The following is an 18,216-nucleotide window of genomic DNA, read 5'->3' as shown; positions in this document are numbered from 1 at the left end:
TGTGGCGGCCAGGCTAATGCTCGTGCTTGTCGGTACTGCCTTGTTCCTCTTTCATCTGGGACAGCAAGCGCCAGGCAAAAAAGCCCAGCACAGCCACGCCCAGCAGCAGTGCGGCCCATAGCGCGGTCAGGCGCAAGCCTGCGCCGTCCTTTGTGGCGGGGGCTGGCGCCGCCACTCCCCCGTTGGGTTTGAGCTGACCGGCGCTGGCAGTCTTGAGAGCCAGCAGCTCGTCCGCCCTGAAGCCGGGGGCCACCTGCGCCAGCGGCTGCGCAACGGCGGCGGCGTTGCCGTTGCCGAATGCCAACTGATAGGGCGGCTTGCCGCTGGCCAGGAAAACGACGGTGGCGGGTGTCCAGCTCAGGCGCAAGGCGGGTGCATTGTCGGCGGAGAGCGGGTGTTCCGTGGATGTCTGCAGCACCCATTCGTTTGTTTGCGTCACGGGCATGGCCAGGTCACCCGAGATCCGTTCCTTGCCATCGAGGCCGATGCGGTAAAACGTGGTGCTCAGCAGGGGATCGAAATAGGCGCCTTGCGCGGGACGCGCCTGTTGGCGCAGGTGCAGCCGGTGCCGGGGAACATAGCTGTTCTGGCGATATACGCCCAGAGTCACGGGCAGCACCGTATTGGTCTGCGTCAATTGCAGGGCGATGCTGTCGGCGGGCATGGCGAGGGGCGTGGCGTAGCGCCATTCATTCGCCTGCTTGCCGGGCAAGCCTTGCAGCACGACGCTGGCGCGCGGCGCGGCGATGTCCGTTTCGCTGACGGCTTGCGCCGTAATCGCCGCAAAGGCCAGCGGTTCCCCCGCTTGCCAGCTCAGGCGCGCGTAGCGAAAAGCGCGCGGCGCAAAGGCGATGCTGTCGTTGGCCAGAGTTTGCGTGTCGCTGTTGCTGAGCCAATTCAGGGTGGTGGTGCCGATGGCGTCCCATTGCTTCAGGTCATCGCTCACTTCCAGCAGCACTTGCGCACTGTAATTGTCCGTGCGGGCCGGCGGCGTGAAGCGCAAGGCGGCGATACGCTTGTCTTGCGCTTGCTTGCCCAGGTCGAGGATCAGCGCTTGCAGCGCCGCCGTGGCCGCTGCCGTGCCAGCCCGCGTGCTGACCGACAGCAGCCGGCCATCGTCGGCCGTGCGGATGTCGATGCCTTGCAAGCCATCGCCAGTTGCCGGCGCGCCCGTCACGGGGAAAATGCGGGCGGGAATGTTCGTGCGCTGCGTGGCCGATTGCGCCGGCGGCGCGCCGATGGCATAGGCCAGGCGCTTGCCGTCGGCATCGAACAGGCGCAGGTCGGCCAGGCTGGCCGAGCTGGCGTGCAGGTAAACTTCCCTGGGCAATGTTAGCTGCACGATGCCGGCGCCGGCCGGCGACTGGATGGGCATGTTCCAGGCATAGTCCTGTGGCCGGTCCTGGCCAGGCGCGGCCAGCGCGGCGCCTGCCACCAGCAGGCTGCAGCAGATCAATGAGGCTTTCATGCGGCTCCTTGCTGAGGTTCGGCTGGCGCTTGCGCGGCAGCCTTGGGGAAGGGCGCCAGGTAGCCGATCAAGACCATCAGCAAGCCGACACCGACAAAGGAGATGATGCGTTCGATGCCGCCCACGTTCGACAGGTCGATCAGGAACAGTTTCAAGACAACCAACCCCAGCAGCACGGCGCCCATGCTCCATTGCTGGCGCTGCTGCTGGCGCGCCGCGTGGCGCATCAGCAGCAGGGCCGTGACGCTCCACACCAGCGACAGCATGGCTTGCACGAACTGCGAGGCCAGCATGGCGTCAAAGGTGTACGGCACGCCCAGATAGTGCGAGACCGTGCGCAGCAGCATGAGGTTGAACCAGACATACACGCAGCAGGCGGCTACGGCGGGCAAACGTGCTTGCCACAGGGCGGGCAGCAGCACTTGTTTTGCTGGCAGCAAGCGGTAGCTGGCGATGGCCAGCAAGATGGCAAAGCCCGTGCTCAGGTCCAGCGGATTGAGCAGTGGCAAATAGGGCAGCGGTGCCATGGCGCCGTCGTCGACAATATTCCACACGGCGATCAGCAGCAGCGACCACAGCGCGCCCAGCGGTATCAGGGTGCGCTGGTACCACGCGGCAATCGGCGCCACCGGCCAGGCCCCTGTTCTGCAGCGGCGGATCAGCCAGGCCAGCGCCAGCATCATGGCCCAGGCTGGCAAGTAGCGGGCCCAGGCGGGGCTGACGCTGTCTTCGTGGCGCGCCAGCCAGGCGTTGACGTACATGGCGCCCACGGGCCACAGCATCAGCCAGGGAGCTGCCGTGCGCAGCGTATGCAAGAAACGCAGCGCCCGCACGTCGAGTTGCCAACCCGCATGCGGCCAGGCCAGCAGCAGGTATTCGCCGGCCGCCAGGGCGCCGGCCAGGGCCAGCCAGCTCAAGCCCGTCGGCAGGTAGTCGCGCAGGTACAGCGCCAGCAGCAGGTTGGCGCTCCACACGCCCAAACCGAGCCAGGCGGCCACGCTGAACCAGCGCAGTGGCGGCCACTCGAGGCGCCGCGCCAGGATGGCGAATACGGGCGTCGTGACGCACACGGCGATCAGGTACAGCGCCAGCCAGTGCTCGCCAGCATGCGCTTGCAGCTCCAAGTCGCCGTCGATCAGGCGCAGCAGCCAGCTGGTGAAGGGCACGAGGATGGCGGCAAACCACAGCAAGCCGCTCCAGACCAGCAGCGGCTGTGCGACCAGGGCCAGCAGCGCGTCGCCGCCGCGCGCGCGCAGCGCCAGGAAACGGGCGCTGGCAAAGGCGGCGGCGCCCAGCAGCAGGGCGCTGAGGAAGGAACCGTGGAACAGGTTGGCCGGATGCTGGTCCCAGGCCCAGCTGGCGCGGCTCAGCATGACCATGCCAGCCAGTACCTGCACGGCCAGCAGCAGGGCGCGCGGCGCATGCCATTGTTCGCGCCGCGCCAGCGCCGCCAGCAGGGCGGCCACGCCCAGGGCGCTGACGGTGAGCAGGTTCAATTGCGTGACGGCATCCGTGCGCAGCAGGATTTCATTCCATACGCCGCCCAGCAGCCAGGCCGTGGCCGCCGTCAGGAACAGCACCGACAGGCTGCGCATGAACTCCGGATGCAAGTGGCTGGCGTGGCGGCGGAAATTGTAGGCCATTACCAGCGCGGCGGCCGCCAGCAGCAGGCAGCCGAGCCAGAGGTTGGCCTGCATGGCCCTAGCCGCATCAAGTCCCTGCAGGATGAACAGGAAGGAGATCCATGCGCCCGCCTGCACCAGCAGGCCGAAAGCCCAGGCCAGTGTCTGGCGCTGGCGCAAGCCGACCCAGACGATGCCCGCGCCTTCCAGCGCCCAGGCGGCCGACGTCCAGCGGCCATCGAGGGCGAACGGGATGGCCAAGGTGCCGAAGACGATGCCCAGCGCCAGGAAGGCTTCGGCCAGCAGGCGGAAGCCAACACGGCGCCAGAGGGCCACGGCCAGTCCTGTGTAGGTCAAGCCGGCAAGCAGCGCGGAAAACGCCAGGCCAAATTCAAAGTCCCGCACCAGTCCGTATTGCAAGCCCATGGCCGCCAGCGGCGTGCCGAACACGAGGGTGCCATCCACGTAATGCTTGAGGCGCGGCGCCTGGCGTGCGCAGTAGGCAATCGCGATGCCGATATAGAACAGCACGAACAGGATCAAAAACAGCTGCGTCGACAGGTAGTGCTCGGGCGTATAGCGCAGCAGGCCCCAGGTGGTGGCGACGATGAAGGTGAAGCCAAAGCTCAGCACATTCAGCACGCGCCAGGCGCGTTTCAGGGCGATGGCGAAGACGCCCGCATTGAGCAGCGCGTAATAGCTGAACAGGCCGATATGGTTGCCGCTGCCCGTCGACACGAGCAAGGGCACGGCAAAACCGCCGACGATGCCGAAGACGGCCAGCCAGACGGCGTTTTGCAGCACGGCCAGCAAACACGTGAACGCCGTCAGCACGAACAGCACGGCAAACGCCAGGCCCGCCGGGATCAGTTCATACAGGCGGAAGGCGCCAAACGTCACCAGCATCAATATCGCCAGCGCCGTGCCCTGCAGCGGCAAGCTGATGCCAGGGCGTTTGATGCGGATGCGCCAGGCCCAGGCCAGCAGGGCAATGTCGGCCAGTGCGATGCCGGCCAGGCGCAGCTCGATGGGCAGCGTCACCTGTGCCGACACGTATTTGAGCAGGAAGCTGACGCCGAGGAAGAGGATCAGCAAGCCCAGCTTGGCAACCAGGTTGCCGGTAAATAACCAGTTCTTCGCCTTGGCAACGAGGCCGTCCGGGTGCGCGATCCAGGATGGGGTGTTGGGGGCGGCAGGAGCTGGCTTGGCTGGAATCGGCGGGGATGGTTTCGGCGGCAAGGGTGCGGCAGGTGCGGGGACTGCAGCCGGCGCGACCTGCGCCAGCTCGACCACCTTGATCGCGGCCGCTTGCGGCAAGGGTGTGGGCGGCGGCAAGGGTGTCGGCACTGCCACTGGCGCCGCGCTAGCGGGTACGGTGGGTACGGCGGGTGCGATGGGCACGACGGGCGTGGCCGGCGCTTCGGCCTGGCCTTCGAGTGCTCGCAGGCGCTGCCCGATGGCGTCGACTTCCTTGCGCAAGCGCGCCGTCAGCAATTCCAGATCCGCTACTTTCCTGCGGTGCTGCAGCACCAGCACGAAGGCGGTGACCAGCAAGGCCAGGATGGTCAATGATGTCATTCCAAACATGGAGGCAGCTTTCCGGGAGGGGCAGGCAGGGGCGCCAGCGATATGCGCACATTACCTTATTATCAAGAAACAAGCGATTTTTGTCGTGCCAGGGCAAGTGCCAGGAAACGTGTGCGGCGGCAAGGCGAGCATGACGCGGCAGGCTGTTTTTCGTATTGATGCCAAGCAAGATGATGACATTCAGATTGTCGTGCGCAAGATAGTGCTGTATTTTAGCAATTCCTTAATTGCCAGTTCCCCATGCCATGAGTCAAAGCAGCCAGTTTTCCTTATTGTCGCAGCGCCGTTTCGGGCCCTTTTTCTGGACCCAGTTCTTTGGCGCCTTCAACGACAATCTGTTCAAGACGGCGCTGATGGTGATCCTCGCCTATGACGCGCTGAGCTGGACCACGCTTGACCCGTCCACCATCACCAACCTGATCCCCGGCCTGTTCATCCTGCCCTACGTGGTGTTTTCTGCCACGGCGGGCCAGCTGGCGGATAAATTCGAAAAGGCGGGCCTGGCGCGTTTCGTCAAATGGATGGAACTGGCCATCATGGCCGTGGCCGCCGCAGGCTGGATGACGCATACCCTGTGGCTGCTGGTGGCGGCCGTGGTGGGCATGGGCGTGCATTCGACCCTGTTTGGTCCTGTCAAGTATGCGTATCTGCCGCAGCAGCTGAAACGCGAGGAGTTGGTCGGCGGTAATGGCCTGATCGAGATGGGCACCTTTGTCGGCATTTTATTGGGCGAAATCCTCGGCGCCGTCTTGATCGTGCACAAGCCGCTGGGCGTGGAACTGGTGGCCGGCGCGACGATTGCCGTGGCCATTTTCGGACTGATCGCCAGCTACCGCGTGCCGCGCACGCCCGCCCCCGAGCCGGACTTGAAGGTGAGTTTGAACTTTGTCGCTGAATCGTTCCGCAACCTGAATTTTTCGCGCAAGAACCGTCCCGTCTTCCTGGCCATGCTGGGCAACTCCTGGTTCTGGTTTTACGGCGCCCTGATCCTGGCCCAGTTCCCCGTGTATTCGAAGGATTTCCTGCATGGCGACCACAGCGTGTTTGTACTGTTGCTGACGGTGTTTTCCGTCGGCATCGGCACCGGCTCCCTGCTGTGCGAACGCTTGTCTGGCCACAAGATCGAGATCGGCCTGGTGCCGTTCGGCTCCATCGGCTTGTCGCTGTTCGGCATCGACCTGTATTTCGCCAGCAATGCGTATGCGAATACGCAAGTGGTCGACGCGCTGGCTTTCGTGGGCCAGGCGGGCGTGCCGCGCATTCTGCTCGACATCGTCATGATCGGCGTGTTTGGCGGCTTCTTCATCGTGCCCCTGTTCGCCCTGATCCAGACGCGCTGCGACCCGAAACACATTTCGCGCACGATCGCCGGCATGAATATCCTGAACGCCCTGTTCATGGTGGCGGCGGCCGGCGTGGCCATCGTGCTGCTGGGCCAAGGCTTTACCATACCGCAGTTGTTCCTCGTCACGGCCATCCTGAACGCGCTGGTGGCGACCTACATCTTCTCGCTGGTGCCGGAATTCCTCATGCGCTTCCTGGCGTGGATACTCATCCAGACCGTGCACAGGGTCAAAGTCGTCGATGGCGAGCGCATCCCCACGGAAGGGGCGGCGGTGCTGGTGTGCAATCACGTCAGCTATGTGGACGCCATCGTCATCATGGCGGCCAGCCCCCGCCCGATCCGCTTCGTCATGGACCACCGCATCTTCAAGATGCCGCTGATGGGCTGGATTTTCCGCACGGCCAAGGCGATACCCATCGCGCCGGCCAAGGAAGATCCTTTCCTGATGGAAAAGGCCTTCATCGACATTGCGCAAGCGCTGCACCAGGGCGAACTGGTGTGCATCTTCCCCGAAGGCAAGCTGACGCGCACGGGCCAGATCAGCGAATTCAAGGGCGGCATCGCCAAGATCGTCGAGCGCAGCAAGGTGCCCGTGATTCCGCTGGCGCTGCGCGGCTTGTGGGGCCATCTGTTGAGCCACCGCAATGGCCATTTGTTCGAGCGCGCCTTCAAGGCGGGCTTGCGCTCGCGTCTGTCGCTGGCCGTGGGCATGCCTGTGGCGCCCGAGGCCGCCACGCCGGAATTGCTGCAGCAAAAGGTGCAGGAATTGCGCGGCAAGTGGAAATAAACGTCATTCCGCTCGCGTAGCGGCTCCCGCGCGCCGCGCCAGGTGCGCGTGCAGCAGGGCGGCGATGGTGGCGAAATCCACCGGCTTCGTCAGGTGGTGGTCGAAACCGGCTTGCTCCGTCCGTGCGCGCGCTTCGCCTTGGCCCCAGCCCGTCAGGGCGATCAGCAGCACGTCGCGCCCTTGCGCGCGCTGGCGGATCTGGCGGGCCGCTTCGTAGCCATCCATGCCCGGCATGCCCAGATCCATCACGACCAGTTGTGGCCAGGCCATGTCGACGGCTGCCAGCGCCTGCGCGCCGCCATACGCGACCTTGGCGGCATAGCCCTCCAGCTGGAACAGGCTTTGCAAGGTATCGGCCGCATCGCGGTTGTCGTCCACCACCAGCACTTGCAGCGGCTGGTGCGCGCTGGCGGGCGACGCGCTGTCTGTGGCGGCCGGCGCGGCGGCCGGGATGTCGCTGGCGCTGGCCGGCAAGGTGACGATGAAGCGGCTGCCACGGCCGGGGCCGTCGCTGCAGGCGTCGATGCTACCACCGTGCAGCTCGGCAAATTGGCGCGCCAGGCTGAGGCCAATGCCCAGGCCGCTGGTCATTTCGCCCGCTACCGTGCGTCCCTGTTCGAACATGGAAAAGATGCGCGCGATGGCGTCCGGCTCGATGCCGATGCCATTGTCTTCGATGACCACCTGTAACTGGCCTTGCGCCTGGTGTGCCGTAATGTGGATGTGGCCGCCGTCCGGCGTGAACTTCACGGCATTCGAGACGATGTTGGCAAAGATTTGCACCACCCTGGCGTAGTCGGCGTGCAAGGTCACCGCATGCGGTGGCAGATCGAGGGTGATGCGGATGTGCCGCTTGCTGGCCGCAGGCTGGCACAACTCGCTCACATGGTCGAGCACTTGCTGTAGCTTGAACTCCTTGCGTTGCAGCAACACCTTGCCGCTGCTGATGCGCGCCACGTCGAGCAAGTCATCCACCAGCCGCGTCAGGTGCGTCACCTGGCGCTCGATCACGTCGCTCACCTTGCCGACCTGTTCCGATGCTGGAAACATGTGCTTGAGCAGGGCCACGGCGGACTTGATGGGCGCCAGCGGGTTGCGCAGTTCATGTCCGAGGCTGGCAAGGAATTCATCTTTGCGCCGCTGCGTCTCGCGCACTTGGTACTGGCGCTGGCGCGCGCGCAGCATGGCATGCGCCGACGTGATCAGGGTCAAGATGTGCACGGGGCGTTCCAGCAGGGTCAGATTGCCCAGGGTGGTAATGGCTTGCCGCAAAGACAGGGAATCGAGCCCCGCGTGCGTCAGCAGGATGATGGGCAAGTCGGACCAGTCCGGCTGCTGCCGGGCGTAAGCGTCGAGCACGGAGTAGACGCCTGCTTGCAGCGCCTCGTCCACCGTCAGCACGCCGCCGGCGCCCAGCGCCAGCTGCTCGGCCAAATCGCCGGGAGAGTGGCAGGCGTGGCTGGCGATGGCGCTGCTTGCGAATACCGTGCCGGCCAGAGCGGCATCCTGGCCGGCAGGCGCGTAGATCAGGATGCGCTGCTCCATGGCAATTTCTAGGGCAAGCCCGACAGGATGCCGTGAAAACCGGCCAGGGCCGGGCCGATGCGGATGCCCTGAGGGCTGATTTCGAAGTGGCGGCTGCTGCGTTCGTGCGCGCAGCCGCGTTCCTTGAAGATGGAAATGGCTTGCCGCACCTCGCCTTCCGTTTCGTAATAGCGCAGCATGATGACGCTGTCGGCCAGGTAGCTGGCGTCGGCCGAGGTGGTCATGCAGGTGCCCAGCATGTTTTGCTGCACGCCGACCAGCAGGGTGACCACGCCGCACTGGCCCAGGTAATTGAGCAGTTCATGCAGATAGGTGCTCTGGAAGCGCTCGTCGGGCACCGCATGCATGTAGCCGTTCAGGCTATCGATGACGATCACGCGGGCGCCGCGCTGCGCTGCGTCGACCACTGCCTGGGCGAATTCGCCCGGTGTCAGCTCGGCCGGATCGATCTGCTGTGCGCTCAGCAAGCCTGTGTCGAGCGCCGCCTGCAGGCGCATGCCCACGTTGTCGGCCCGGTTCAGCAGCTTGCTGCGTGCTTCCTCGAACAGGAACATGGCGCACGGTTCGCCGCGCTTTGTTGCCGCGTGCACGAATTGCGCCGCCAGGGTGGACTTGCCGCTGCCGGCGGGGCCGGAAATGAGGGTGCTCGTGCCTTCTTCCAGGCCGCCGCCTGTCATGGCGTCGAGTTCGGGCACGCCGCTCGACAGGCGCCGATGGTCGCCATCGCGCCGCGTGTCGGCCGCCACCAGGCGCGGATAGACGACCAGGCCGTCACGGGCGATCTTGTAGTCGTGGGTGCCGCTGCGAAACGGCACGCCCCGGTATTTCACCACCCGCACGCGGCGCCGGTCATTGCCATACGCCTGGTTTTGCAGCTCCAGCGAGATCACGCAATGGGCCACGCTACGCACTTGCAAGCCGTCGTCGAGCGGGGAACGGTCATCGATCAGGATGGTGGTGCAGTGCCGGCTGGCCAGGTATTGCTTCAATGCCACTACCTGGCGCCGGTAGCGCAGGGGATTTTCCGCCAGCAACTGCAGTTCGGATAGCGAATCGAGCACCAGGCGCGCCGGACGGTGCTTGTCGATGGCGGCCAGGATGCGCTGGTTGGTCGAGGCCAGCTCGATTTCGGACGGATGGAAGATGGTGTACTGGCGCTCGGGGTCGAGCATGTCGTCGCTGGGCGCCACCTCTTCGATGGCGATGCCGGCCAGGTCCCAGCCGTGCGACAGCGCGGCGCCGCGCAGCTCGATCTCGGACTCCGCCAGGGCGAGATACAGCACGGGCGCGCCGCTGCGCGCGCCTTCAGCCAGAAATTGCAGCGCCAGGGTGGTCTTGCCTGTGCCTGGCACGCCTTCGACCAGGTACAGGCGCTCGGCCAGCAAGCCGCCCGTGAGTACGGTGTCGAGGCCGGGAACGCCCGTCGACAGCAGTGGCGGCGCGTCCGGGCCGCTCGCGCCCCCGTGTTGCGCCGTTCCTTGCGCTCCTTGCACCTGCCCTTGCGCCTGTGCTGTCATCATCGCGCCCCCGCTTTGCCACGCCGTGGACAGGATAGTAGCGCGAATGCCGGGACATGTCTTTTCGATACCATTGGTAAATATTCATGGCGGTGGGCTTGGCCGTGCAGGGAAGTGTTGCGCACATGATCGCCGATTCAGCAAAAAACGCATTACCCTGCTACAGTATTCATTCAATCCAACCTTCCCGCTTTGCCATATTGCCGCCGTCCACCAGGTTTTTGTTTGACTTTGCTGGTGTGCCGACGCTGTTGCTGTCCTCTATTTATTGCTGTATTGATAATTCAATTTGCTTCTTAGTTGCTATGTTTCAATTGTAACGATGCTTGACGATTTTAGAATGATCGTTCATTCTTTGATCTGCGTTAATAAATTTAGTCATTTCTAACGACACTAGCCAGCTTCTTTTTCAGAAAGTCCAAGATGCAACCAACCTTTTCATTGACGTCGCCGCGTACGAGCGGCGCTATTGCCGTTCTGTGCGCCACTGTAATCATGGCCGGCTGCGGTAAAAAACAGGAAGCACCTCACGCGCAGCAAGCGCCGCAGGTGGTCGTGTTTACTGTTAATCCGGCCGCGTTGCCGATGAGCGCCGAATTGCCCGGCCGTACGAATGCCTACCAAGTCGCCGATGTGCGCCCGCAAGTCGGCGGTTTGATCCAGAAGCGCCTGTTTGTCGAGGGTAGCGATGTGAAAGCGGGCACGGCCCTGTACCAGATCGATTCCGCCACCTACCAGGCTGCCGCCAATTCGGCCAAGGCCGCCCTGTCGAAAGCCAAGGCCAACTTGCTGACGGCCGGTCCGAAAGCCTCGCGCTACAAGGAACTGGTTGCCATCGAAGGCGTGAGCCGCCAGGAATACGATGATGCCATCGCTGCGTTCGAGCAAGCCAAGGCAGACGTCGAGTCCGCCACCGCGGCGCTGGAATCGGCCAACATCAATCTGCGCTACAGCACCGTGACGGCACCGATCAGCGGCCGCACCAGCCGCTCGTCCGTGACGGCCGGCGCGCTGGTGACGGCAGGCCAGGCCGAAGCGCTGACCACGGTGCAGCAACTCGATCCGATGTATGTCGACGTGACCCAGTCGAGCACCGACCTGCTGCGCCTGAAACGCCAGATGGCTGACGGCTCGCTGAAGAAAGTGGGCGAAGGCCAGGCCAAGGTCGACCTGATCCTGCCGGACGGCAGCAAATACAGCGAACCGGGCAAGCTGCAGTTCGCCGGCGTGACGGTCGATCCGACCACCGGCAACGTGATCTTGCGTGCGCTGTTCCCGAACCCGAAAGGCGAATTGCTGCCAGGCATGTACGTGCGTGCGCAGCTGGAAACGGGCGTGGATGAAAAAGCCATCACCGTGCCGCAAGTGGGCGTGACGCGCAACCAGAAGGGCCAGGCGACCGCCTTGATCCTGAACAAGGAAAACAAGGTCGAGCAGCGCGTGCTGACCACCAGCGGCACCGTCGGCACCAACTGGCTGGTGACGTCCGGCCTGGCCGCAGGCGACCGCGTGATCGTGGAAGGCTTGCAAAAAGTCAAGCCAGGTGCGCCAGCCGTTGCCGTACCTGCCAAGGCCGACGCTGCTCCTGCCGCCGCCGCTTCTGCCGCCGCATCGGCTGCCAGCGCCCACTAATTCAGGAGAATATTAATGGCCCGTTTTTTCATTGACCGCCCGATTTTTGCCTGGGTGGTCGCGATCGTCATCATGCTTGCCGGCGTGATTTCGATCCTCAGCCTGCCGATCGCGCAGTACCCGAGTATCGCTCCGCCGTCGATTTCGATCAGCGGCTCCTACCCTGGCGCCTCCGCCAAGACCGTGGAAGATGCTGTCACCCAGGTCATCGAACAAAAGATGAAGGGTATCGACGGCTTGCGCTACATGGCCTCGTCGAGCGATGCCACTGGCGGCATCAGCATCACGCTGACGTTTAGCAGCGGCACCAATCCCGACATCGCCCAGGTGCAGGTACAGAACAAGCTGCAGCTGGCCACGCCACTGCTGCCGACGGCTGTCACGCAGCAAGGCCTGGTCGTGTCGAAAGCGACGAAGAACTTCCTGATGGTGTTCGGCTTCATTTCCGAAAACGGCAAGATGGACCAGACCGACTTGAGCGATTATGTGGCCGCCAACGTCGTCGATCCGCTCAGCCGTGTTGCCGGCGTGGGCGATGTGACCCTGTTCGGTTCGCAGTACGCCATGCGTATCTGGCTCGATCCGGCCAAGCTGCAAAGCTTCAACCTGACCCCGGCGGATGTGATCACGGCCGTGCAGGCGCAGAATGCCGAAGTGTCGGCCGGTGAACTGGGCGGCACGCCGTCCGTCAAGGGCCAGCAGCTGAACGCGACCGTGTCGGCGCAAAGCCGCTTGCAAACGGTGGAGCAGTTCGGCGCCATCTTGCTGAAAACCTCGACCAACGGTGCCATGGTGTACCTGAAGGACGTGGCCAGCATGGAACTGGGCCGTGAGAACTACAACACCGTTGCCCGCTACAACGGCCATGCGGCCACCGGCGTGGCGATCAAGCTGGCAACGGGCGCGAATGCACTCGATACGGCCAATGCGGCGAAAGCCATGCTGGGCAACCTGAGCAAGCAATTCCCTGAAGGCATGAGCTACCAGGTAGCGTTCGACACCACCCCGTTCGTGAAACTGTCGATCGAAGAAGTGGTCAAGACCCTGGTCGAAGCGGTCATCCTGGTGTTCCTGGTGATGTATCTGTTCCTGCAAAACTTCCGCGCCACGCTGATCCCGACCATGGCCGTGCCGGTCGTGCTGCTCGGTACCTTCGGTATCTTGAACGCGTTCGGCTATTCGATCAACACGCTCACCATGTTCGCCATGGTGCTGGCCATCGGTCTGCTGGTCGATGATGCCATCGTGGTGGTGGAAAACGTCGAGCGCGTGATGAGCGAAGAGGGCTTGTCGCCGCTGGAAGCGACGCGCAAGTCCATGACGCAGATCACGGGCGCGCTGGTCGGTATCGCCATGGTGCTGTCGGCCGTGTTTGTGCCGATGGCCTTCTTTGGCGGTTCGACGGGCGTGATTTACCGCCAGTTCTCGATCACCATCGTCTCGTCGATGGTGCTGTCCGTCATCGTTGCGCTGGTATTCACGCCAGCCTTGTGCGCCACCTTGCTCAAGCCGGTCGAAAAAGGCCATCACGCCAGCAACAAGGGTTTCTTCGGCTGGTTCAACCGCAGCTTCGACAGCAGCAGCAACAAGTACCAGAGCCTGGTTGGCAGCATGATCCGTCACCGCGGCCGTTCGATGCTGTTGTATGTCATCTTGCTGGCCGGCCTGGTATTCGTCTTCATGCGCCTGCCGACCTCCTTCCTGCCGGAAGAAGACCAGGGCATCCTGTTTACGCAGATTCAATTGCCGACGGGCGCCACGCAAGAGCGCACCCTGAAAGTGATCGAGCAGGTCGAAGAGCACTTCATGAACAGCGAGAAAGACAACGTCGCATCCGTGTTTGCCGTCGCCGGTTTCAGCTTCGGTGGTAACGGCCAGAATACGGGTATCGCCTTCGTGCGCCTGAAGGACTGGTCGCTGCGCAAGGACGTGGCGCAAAAAGCGCCGGCCGTGGCCGGTCGCGCCATGGGCAAGTTGTTGCAGATCAAGGATGCGATGGTGTTTACGTTCGCCCCGCCTGCCGTGCTGGAACTGGGTAACGCCACCGGTTTCGACATGCAGCTGCAAGATATCGGCGGTGTCGGGCATGACGCCCTGATGGCGGCGCGTAACCAGTTGCTGGGCATGGCGTCGCAGAATCCGGCCATGGTGGGCGTGCGCCCGAACGGCCAGGAAGATACGCCGCAGTACAAGATCGACATCGACCAGCAGAAAGCGACTGCGCTGGGCTTGCAGCTCTCGGAAATCAACCGCGTGCTGAGCGTGGGCTGGGGTAGTTCGTATGTCAACGACTTCCTCGACCGTGGTCGCGTGAAGAAAGTCTTCATGCAAGGCAATGCCGAATCGCGCATGTTGCCGGAAGACTTGAACAAGTGGTTCGTGCGCAATACCGCTGGTCAGATGGTGCCGTTCTCGGCCTTTGCCACCGGCAAGTGGATTTACGCATCGCCACGCCTGGAACGCTACAACGGCTTGCCGTCGGTAGAGATCCTGGGTACGCCGGCGCCGGGCCAAAGCACGGGCGCCGCCATGAACGCGATGGAAGAAATGGTCGCCAAGTTGCCGCCTGGCATCGGTTTCAGCTGGACCGGCGTCTCGCTGGAAGAGCGCGAATCCGGTTCGCAAACGCCGCAGCTGTATGCGCTGTCGCTGCTGATCGTGTTCCTGTGCCTGGCTGCGCTGTATGAAAGCTGGTCGATTCCGTTCTCCGTGCTGCTGGTGGTTCCGCTGGGCGTGATCGGCGCCGTGCTCGGTACGTGGATGTTCGGCCTGTCGAATGACGTGTACTTCCAGGTGGGCTTGCTCACGGTGGTGGGCCTGTCGGCGAAGAATGCGATTCTGATTGTGGAATTTGCCAAGGAAATGCAGGAATCGGGCATGTCGCTGCTGGACGCGACCTTGCATGCGGTGCGTCTGCGTCTGCGTCCGATTCTGATGACCTCGATTGCCTTCGGCCTGGGCGTGTTGCCACTGGCCATCTCCAGCGGCGCCGGTTCCGGCAGCCAGAACGCCATCGGTATCGGCGTGCTGGGCGGCATGTTGACGGCCACCTTCCTCGGTATCTTCTTCGTGCCGGTGTTCTTCGTGCTGGTGCGCGGCTTCTTCTCGAAGCCGGACGCGCCAGCCACGCCGGCGACGCCTGGTTCGCCAGCCGTCACGCTTTCCAAGGATGCACATTAATATGAAAAAATCACTACTCTCCATGGCGGCACTGGCCTTGCTGGCCGGTTGCAGCCTGGCTCCCACGTATGAGCGTCCGGCAGCGCCGGCGCCCACGGCGTGGCCGACCGGTCCTTCCTACAAGGCCGACACGGCCGCCGCCGACGCCAAGCCGGTGGCGGACGTCGCCTGGCGCGAGTTCTTTGCCGATGCGCGCCTGCGCCAGGTACTGGAACTGGCGCTGGCCAACAACCGCGACCTGCGCGTCTCGATCCTCAACATCGAGAAGGCGCGCGCCACGTATGGCATCGAACGCGCCGCGCTGATCCCGACCCTGTCGGCGTCGGGCGGTCAGTCGGCCAGCCGCGTGCCGAAGAACGCCAGCGCCAACGGCGAAGCGTCCATCAATCGCCAGTACACGGCGAACCTGGGCGTCTCGGCCTACGAGCTGGACTTCTTCGGCCGCGTGCGCAGCCTGTCCGACAGTGCGCTGGAACAATATCTGGGCACGGAAGAAGCACGCCGTGCACAGCAGATCAGCCTGGTGGGCGAAGTGGCCAGCACCTATCTGAACCTGGTGGCCGACCAGCAGCGCCTGCGCGTGGCGCAAGATACTTTGAAGAGCCAGCAGTCGTCGTATGACCTGGCCGTGCGCCGCTTCAGTGCCGGCGCGACTTCCGGCCTGGACAAGTACGATGCCCAGACCAGCGTCGAGTCGGCCCGTTCCGACGTGGCTGTATTCACGAGTCAGGTGGCGCTGGATCAAAACGCGCTGGTCCTGCTGGTGGGCGGCCCCGTGCCGGCCGACTTGCTGCCGCCAGCCGAGTTCGGCGCCGTGACGGCCCTGGCGGACATTCCGTCCGGCGTGCCGTCGGACGTGCTGCAACGCCGTCCCGACGTGCTGGCGGCCGAGCGCACCTTGCGCGCGGCCAACGCCAACATCGGCGCGGCGCGCGCGGCCTTCTTCCCGCGCATTTCGCTGACGGCCACGGCAGGTTCGCTGAGCGACAACCTGTCGGGCCTGTTCAAGGCGGGCAGTGGCACGTGGAGTTTCATTCCACAGATCAGCTTGCCGATCTTCGATGGCGGCGTGAATCGCGCCAACCTCGATATCGCCAAGGTGCAGCGTGAAATCTCCGTGGCGCAATACGAAAAGGCGATCCAGGTCGCCTTCCGTGAAGTGTCCGATGCGCTGGCCCAGCGCGGCACCATCGATGAGCGCCTGCAATCGCAGGTGTCGCTGGTCGAAGCGTCGACGAAGAGCTACACCATCCACGATGCGCGCTACAAGCAGGGCGCCGAGTCCTACCTGAACGCCCTGGTGGCCCAGCGCGCGCTGTACACGGCGCAGCAAAGCCTGATCACGGCGCGCCTGGCCAAATCGACCAACCTGGTGACCTTGTACAAGGTGCTGGGCGGCGGTTGGCAGCCTGAGCAGACAGCCGTTGCGGCGGCTGGCAGCGTCCAATAATCACGGGGACGCCGACGCCGGCCTTGCCCTTGTCCGCAGGGGCAGGGCCGGCGCGCTACTGGAAAATCATGAACCAAGTTGAAAAGAAGCATCCGGATCCCGAGCGCGCCAACACGCGGCGCAAGCAGGTGCTCGATGCGGCCGAAAGCTGTTTCAGCCGCCGCGGCTTCCACGGCGCCAGTATGGCCGAGATATCCAAGGCGGCCGGCATGAGCGCGGGCCACATCTATAATTATTTTGACAGCAAGGATGCGATCATCGCCGCCTTCGTCCTGAAGAACATGGAGCGGGTCACCAACCTGATGCAGGATCTGGCGCAGCGCGAAGACCCGCTGCAGGCCGTGGTCGACAATGCTGGCGAGCATGTGCTGGAAAGCTTGGACCCGAAAACCTGGGTGATGCCGCTGGAGATTTTTGCCGAAGCGTCGCGCAACCCCGCCATCGCGGAAATGTTGCACTGTGCGGATGAACGTTCGCGCAAGCTGTTACTTTCGATCATACGTGATGCGCGCATCAAGCGCGGCTTGCCGGCCGACGCAGAGATGCTGAAAGGGCGACTGAATGCCATGATCGCCATGTACCAGGGCTTGCCCGTGCGGGCGGTGCACAATCCGGACATGAAGGTCGAACCCTTGATCGCCGGTTTCCGCATCGTCCTGACGGCATTGCTGCTGGGCGAGTAGAACGCTGTGCCACAGGCTGAAAAAAAACTTTGCGCAGTTCGCTATGAATCCTGCGCAAAGCATGGCAAAAACCTAAAAGCCTCTGCTATAATTCTCACCTCGTCGGGGCGTAGCGCAGCCTGGTAGCGTACATGCATGGGGTGCATGGGGTCGGAAGTTCGAATCTTCCCGTCCCGACCATAAGAATCAAAGACTTAGGCCAATCTTCGGATTGGCCTTTTTCATATCCGGGCGCTTCGTGCCTTAGCGGTGCCTTAAATAATATGGGCTGTTGCCGTACTTTTCCGTACATAGTTGGACTATTGGCGCTCGTCGCGCACCTTTTTTTGCCACGCCGCGATCTCGCCAGCATCCCAGGCAATGGACCTTGGGCCGATGCGAACCGCCTTGGGAAAGGTTCCCGCCTTCATGTTGTCGTAGATGGTCTGGCGCGCCTTTCCGGTTGCCTCAATCACCGCCGGCATGCGCATGAATTTTTTCACTTCGCTCATATCGCTCATTTTTCACTTTCAGTTGATTTTTGTATTTTGATCAGGTCGACCACACGCGCTCTGTTCTAGTGGTGCCACCTCCATGTGCATCAACAGCTCGGAATGAAGGTAGCCAATGCCGCGCGCTTGGCAATTGCGGCAATCTTCATCCACATCGTCGGGCTCATCGTTAAGTTCGGCAATAAGCCGCCGGGCCGTCGCCATCATGACTTCGCTGGACGGCCGCTTACGCAGCTCCGCATTCTCACCTTCCAGCGCCGTGATGCGAACCATGGTCCCGGCCTGCGCCGCGGTGAATCGCTCGATGGCCGCCTGGCAGTCCTTGAGCTTCGCGCGCAGTGTTTCATTCGCCTCTTCGAGTTGATCGCGCTGCCTGATGTGCGATTGCGCCAGCAACTGCCGGCCGCTTTCCAGCCTGGTCAGCCTGTCGAGCTCGTGGCGTGCATCGCTGGCGCCGCCGGCCCAGCCCAGCACCAGCACGGTAAAGAGCAGGGCGCCGAGGATCAGCGGTGGCGCAAGTTCGCCGGTGGCGCTGCCCAGGCTGCCGAGAATGGAGGCGATCATCACCAGGGCCATGCCGCTGTAAAAATTCACGTATTTCATTGTTTGCTTTCAGGTTGGGTTGGTCTGGCGGCCGAGATTCTGGCCAGCTTTGCGCAGGCCTTGGCCATGCGCGTTTTCAATGCATAGGTCCGGCGCCGGGCCTGCTGCAGCAGCTTGTATTTCGGCGCCGTGAATTCGCGCGCGGCGGCATGCTCCGGATCGTCCGCGCTGATTCGCTTGTTGAGGTGCCCGTGCTCGCGCTCGTAGGCGCGAATGGCGAGGTGATAGGCATGCTCGGCATTGACGGCCGCCTCTTGGGCGCGCCACTGATCCATGGCCAGTTCTCCGATCGCCACTAGCTGTACG

12 protein-coding genes and 1 tRNA gene are annotated in these 18,216 nt (G+C 63.4%); 6 read left to right on the top strand and 7 right to left on the bottom strand.

What is annotated here, in order from left to right; translation table 11 throughout:
- Positions 1-13: 13 nt before the first annotated feature.
- Complete coding sequence (locus tag CNX70_RS22080) at positions 14-1,468, bottom strand: DUF3999 family protein (protein ID WP_096237133.1); 1,455 nt, start codon at positions 1,466-1,468, stop codon at positions 14-16.
- A complete protein-coding gene (locus tag CNX70_RS22075) occupies positions 1,465-4,668 on the bottom strand; it encodes a DUF2339 domain-containing protein (RefSeq protein WP_244198911.1) in 3,204 nt (1,067 codons plus the stop codon). Before CNX70_RS22075 ends, CNX70_RS22080 begins: the two co-directional genes overlap by 4 nt.
- Before the next feature lie 254 nt (positions 4,669-4,922).
- On the opposite strand from CNX70_RS22075, the gene CNX70_RS22070 reads away from it, so the two are divergent.
- On the top strand, positions 4,923-6,809 hold the full coding sequence (locus tag CNX70_RS22070; protein ID WP_096237129.1) for an MFS transporter: 1,887 nt from the start codon (positions 4,923-4,925) through the stop codon (positions 6,807-6,809).
- A gap of 3 nt (positions 6,810-6,812) precedes the next feature.
- Here CNX70_RS22070 and CNX70_RS22065 read toward each other — a convergent pair whose 3' ends face one another.
- Positions 6,813-8,354, bottom strand: a complete 1,542-nt coding sequence (locus tag CNX70_RS22065) for a hybrid sensor histidine kinase/response regulator (protein ID WP_096237127.1) — start codon at positions 8,352-8,354, stop codon at positions 6,813-6,815.
- An 8-nt stretch (positions 8,355-8,362) separates the two neighbouring features.
- Positions 8,363-9,871, bottom strand: coding sequence for an ATPase domain-containing protein (locus CNX70_RS22060; protein WP_096238613.1), 1,509 nt, complete (start codon positions 9,869-9,871; stop codon positions 8,363-8,365).
- A 423-nt stretch (positions 9,872-10,294) separates the two neighbouring features.
- Between CNX70_RS22060 and CNX70_RS22055 the strand changes: the two genes are divergently transcribed.
- The 5 genes from CNX70_RS22055 to CNX70_RS22035 all read left to right on the top strand — a co-directional run bounded on the left by CNX70_RS22055 (position 10,295) and on the right by CNX70_RS22035 (position 16,996).
- The gene (locus CNX70_RS22055; protein WP_096237125.1) at positions 10,295-11,503 is read left to right on the top strand and encodes an efflux RND transporter periplasmic adaptor subunit; all 1,209 of its coding nucleotides are present in this window, start codon (positions 10,295-10,297) and stop codon (positions 11,501-11,503) included.
- A gap of 15 nt (positions 11,504-11,518) precedes the next feature.
- On the top strand, positions 11,519-14,683 hold the full coding sequence (locus CNX70_RS22050) for an efflux RND transporter permease subunit (protein ID WP_096237123.1): 3,165 nt from the start codon (positions 11,519-11,521) through the stop codon (positions 14,681-14,683).
- Position 14,684: 1 nt separating this feature from the next.
- On the top strand, positions 14,685-16,133 hold the full coding sequence (gene adeC, locus CNX70_RS22045) for an AdeC/AdeK/OprM family multidrug efflux complex outer membrane factor (RefSeq protein ID WP_096237121.1): 1,449 nt from the start codon (positions 14,685-14,687) through the stop codon (positions 16,131-16,133).
- 68 nt (positions 16,134-16,201) lie between these two features.
- A complete protein-coding gene (locus CNX70_RS22040) occupies positions 16,202-16,816 on the top strand; it encodes a TetR/AcrR family transcriptional regulator (RefSeq protein WP_096237119.1) in 615 nt (204 codons plus the stop codon).
- Between the two features lie 103 nt (positions 16,817-16,919).
- Positions 16,920-16,996, top strand: a tRNA-Pro gene (locus CNX70_RS22035).
- A gap of 119 nt (positions 16,997-17,115) precedes the next feature.
- Here the strand turns inward: CNX70_RS22035 and CNX70_RS22030 are convergent.
- Genes CNX70_RS22030 through CNX70_RS22020 form a run of 3 tightly spaced genes read right to left on the bottom strand, consistent with a single transcriptional unit; the run spans position 17,116 to position 18,185 of the window.
- The gene (locus tag CNX70_RS22030; protein WP_096238612.1) at positions 17,116-17,307 is read right to left on the bottom strand and encodes an AlpA family phage regulatory protein; all 192 of its coding nucleotides are present in this window, start codon (positions 17,305-17,307) and stop codon (positions 17,116-17,118) included.
- Positions 17,308-17,325: 18 nt separating this feature from the next.
- Positions 17,326-17,910, bottom strand: a complete 585-nt coding sequence (locus CNX70_RS22025) for a hypothetical protein (protein WP_096237117.1) — start codon at positions 17,908-17,910, stop codon at positions 17,326-17,328.
- Positions 17,907-18,185 (bottom strand): hypothetical protein, encoded by a 279-nt coding sequence (locus tag CNX70_RS22020; protein ID WP_167389706.1) that lies wholly within the window; start codon positions 18,183-18,185, stop codon positions 17,907-17,909. The genes CNX70_RS22025 and CNX70_RS22020 overlap by 4 nt, the downstream gene beginning before the upstream one ends.
- Positions 18,186-18,216 lie beyond the last annotated feature (31 nt).

Source organism: Janthinobacterium svalbardense (assembly GCF_002327145.1).
GTDB classification, from domain to species: domain Bacteria; phylum Pseudomonadota; class Gammaproteobacteria; order Burkholderiales; family Burkholderiaceae_D; genus Janthinobacterium; species Janthinobacterium tructae.
The sequence above is the reverse complement of the archived record's forward strand: the minus strand, read 5'-3'. Positions and strand labels throughout refer to the sequence as shown.

Excerpts from the sequence above, each read along its gene's own strand:
- CNX70_RS22080 (WP_096237133.1), bottom strand. The coding sequence starts at position 1,468 with ATGAAAGCCTCATTGATCTGCTGCAGCCTGCTGGTGGCAGGCGCCGCG.
- CNX70_RS22075 (WP_244198911.1), bottom strand. The coding sequence starts at position 4,668 with ATGACATCATTGACCATCCTGGCCTTGCTGGTCACCGCCTTCGTGCTG.
- CNX70_RS22070 (WP_096237129.1), top strand. The coding sequence starts at position 4,923 with ATGAGTCAAAGCAGCCAGTTTTCCTTATTGTCGCAGCGCCGTTTCGGG.
- CNX70_RS22065 (WP_096237127.1), bottom strand. The coding sequence starts at position 8,354 with ATGGAGCAGCGCATCCTGATCTACGCGCCTGCCGGCCAGGATGCCGCT.
- CNX70_RS22060 (WP_096238613.1), bottom strand. The coding sequence starts at position 9,871 with ATGACAGCACAGGCGCAAGGGCAGGTGCAAGGAGCGCAAGGAACGGCG.
- CNX70_RS22055 (WP_096237125.1), top strand. The coding sequence starts at position 10,295 with ATGCAACCAACCTTTTCATTGACGTCGCCGCGTACGAGCGGCGCTATT.
- CNX70_RS22050 (WP_096237123.1), top strand. The coding sequence starts at position 11,519 with ATGGCCCGTTTTTTCATTGACCGCCCGATTTTTGCCTGGGTGGTCGCG.
- adeC (WP_096237121.1), top strand. The coding sequence starts at position 14,685 with ATGAAAAAATCACTACTCTCCATGGCGGCACTGGCCTTGCTGGCCGGT.
- CNX70_RS22040 (WP_096237119.1), top strand. The coding sequence starts at position 16,202 with ATGAACCAAGTTGAAAAGAAGCATCCGGATCCCGAGCGCGCCAACACG.
- CNX70_RS22030 (WP_096238612.1), bottom strand. The coding sequence starts at position 17,307 with ATGAGCGAAGTGAAAAAATTCATGCGCATGCCGGCGGTGATTGAGGCA.
- CNX70_RS22025 (WP_096237117.1), bottom strand. The coding sequence starts at position 17,910 with ATGAAATACGTGAATTTTTACAGCGGCATGGCCCTGGTGATGATCGCC.
- CNX70_RS22020 (WP_167389706.1), bottom strand. The coding sequence starts at position 18,185 with ATGGATCAGTGGCGCGCCCAAGAGGCGGCCGTCAATGCCGAGCATGCC.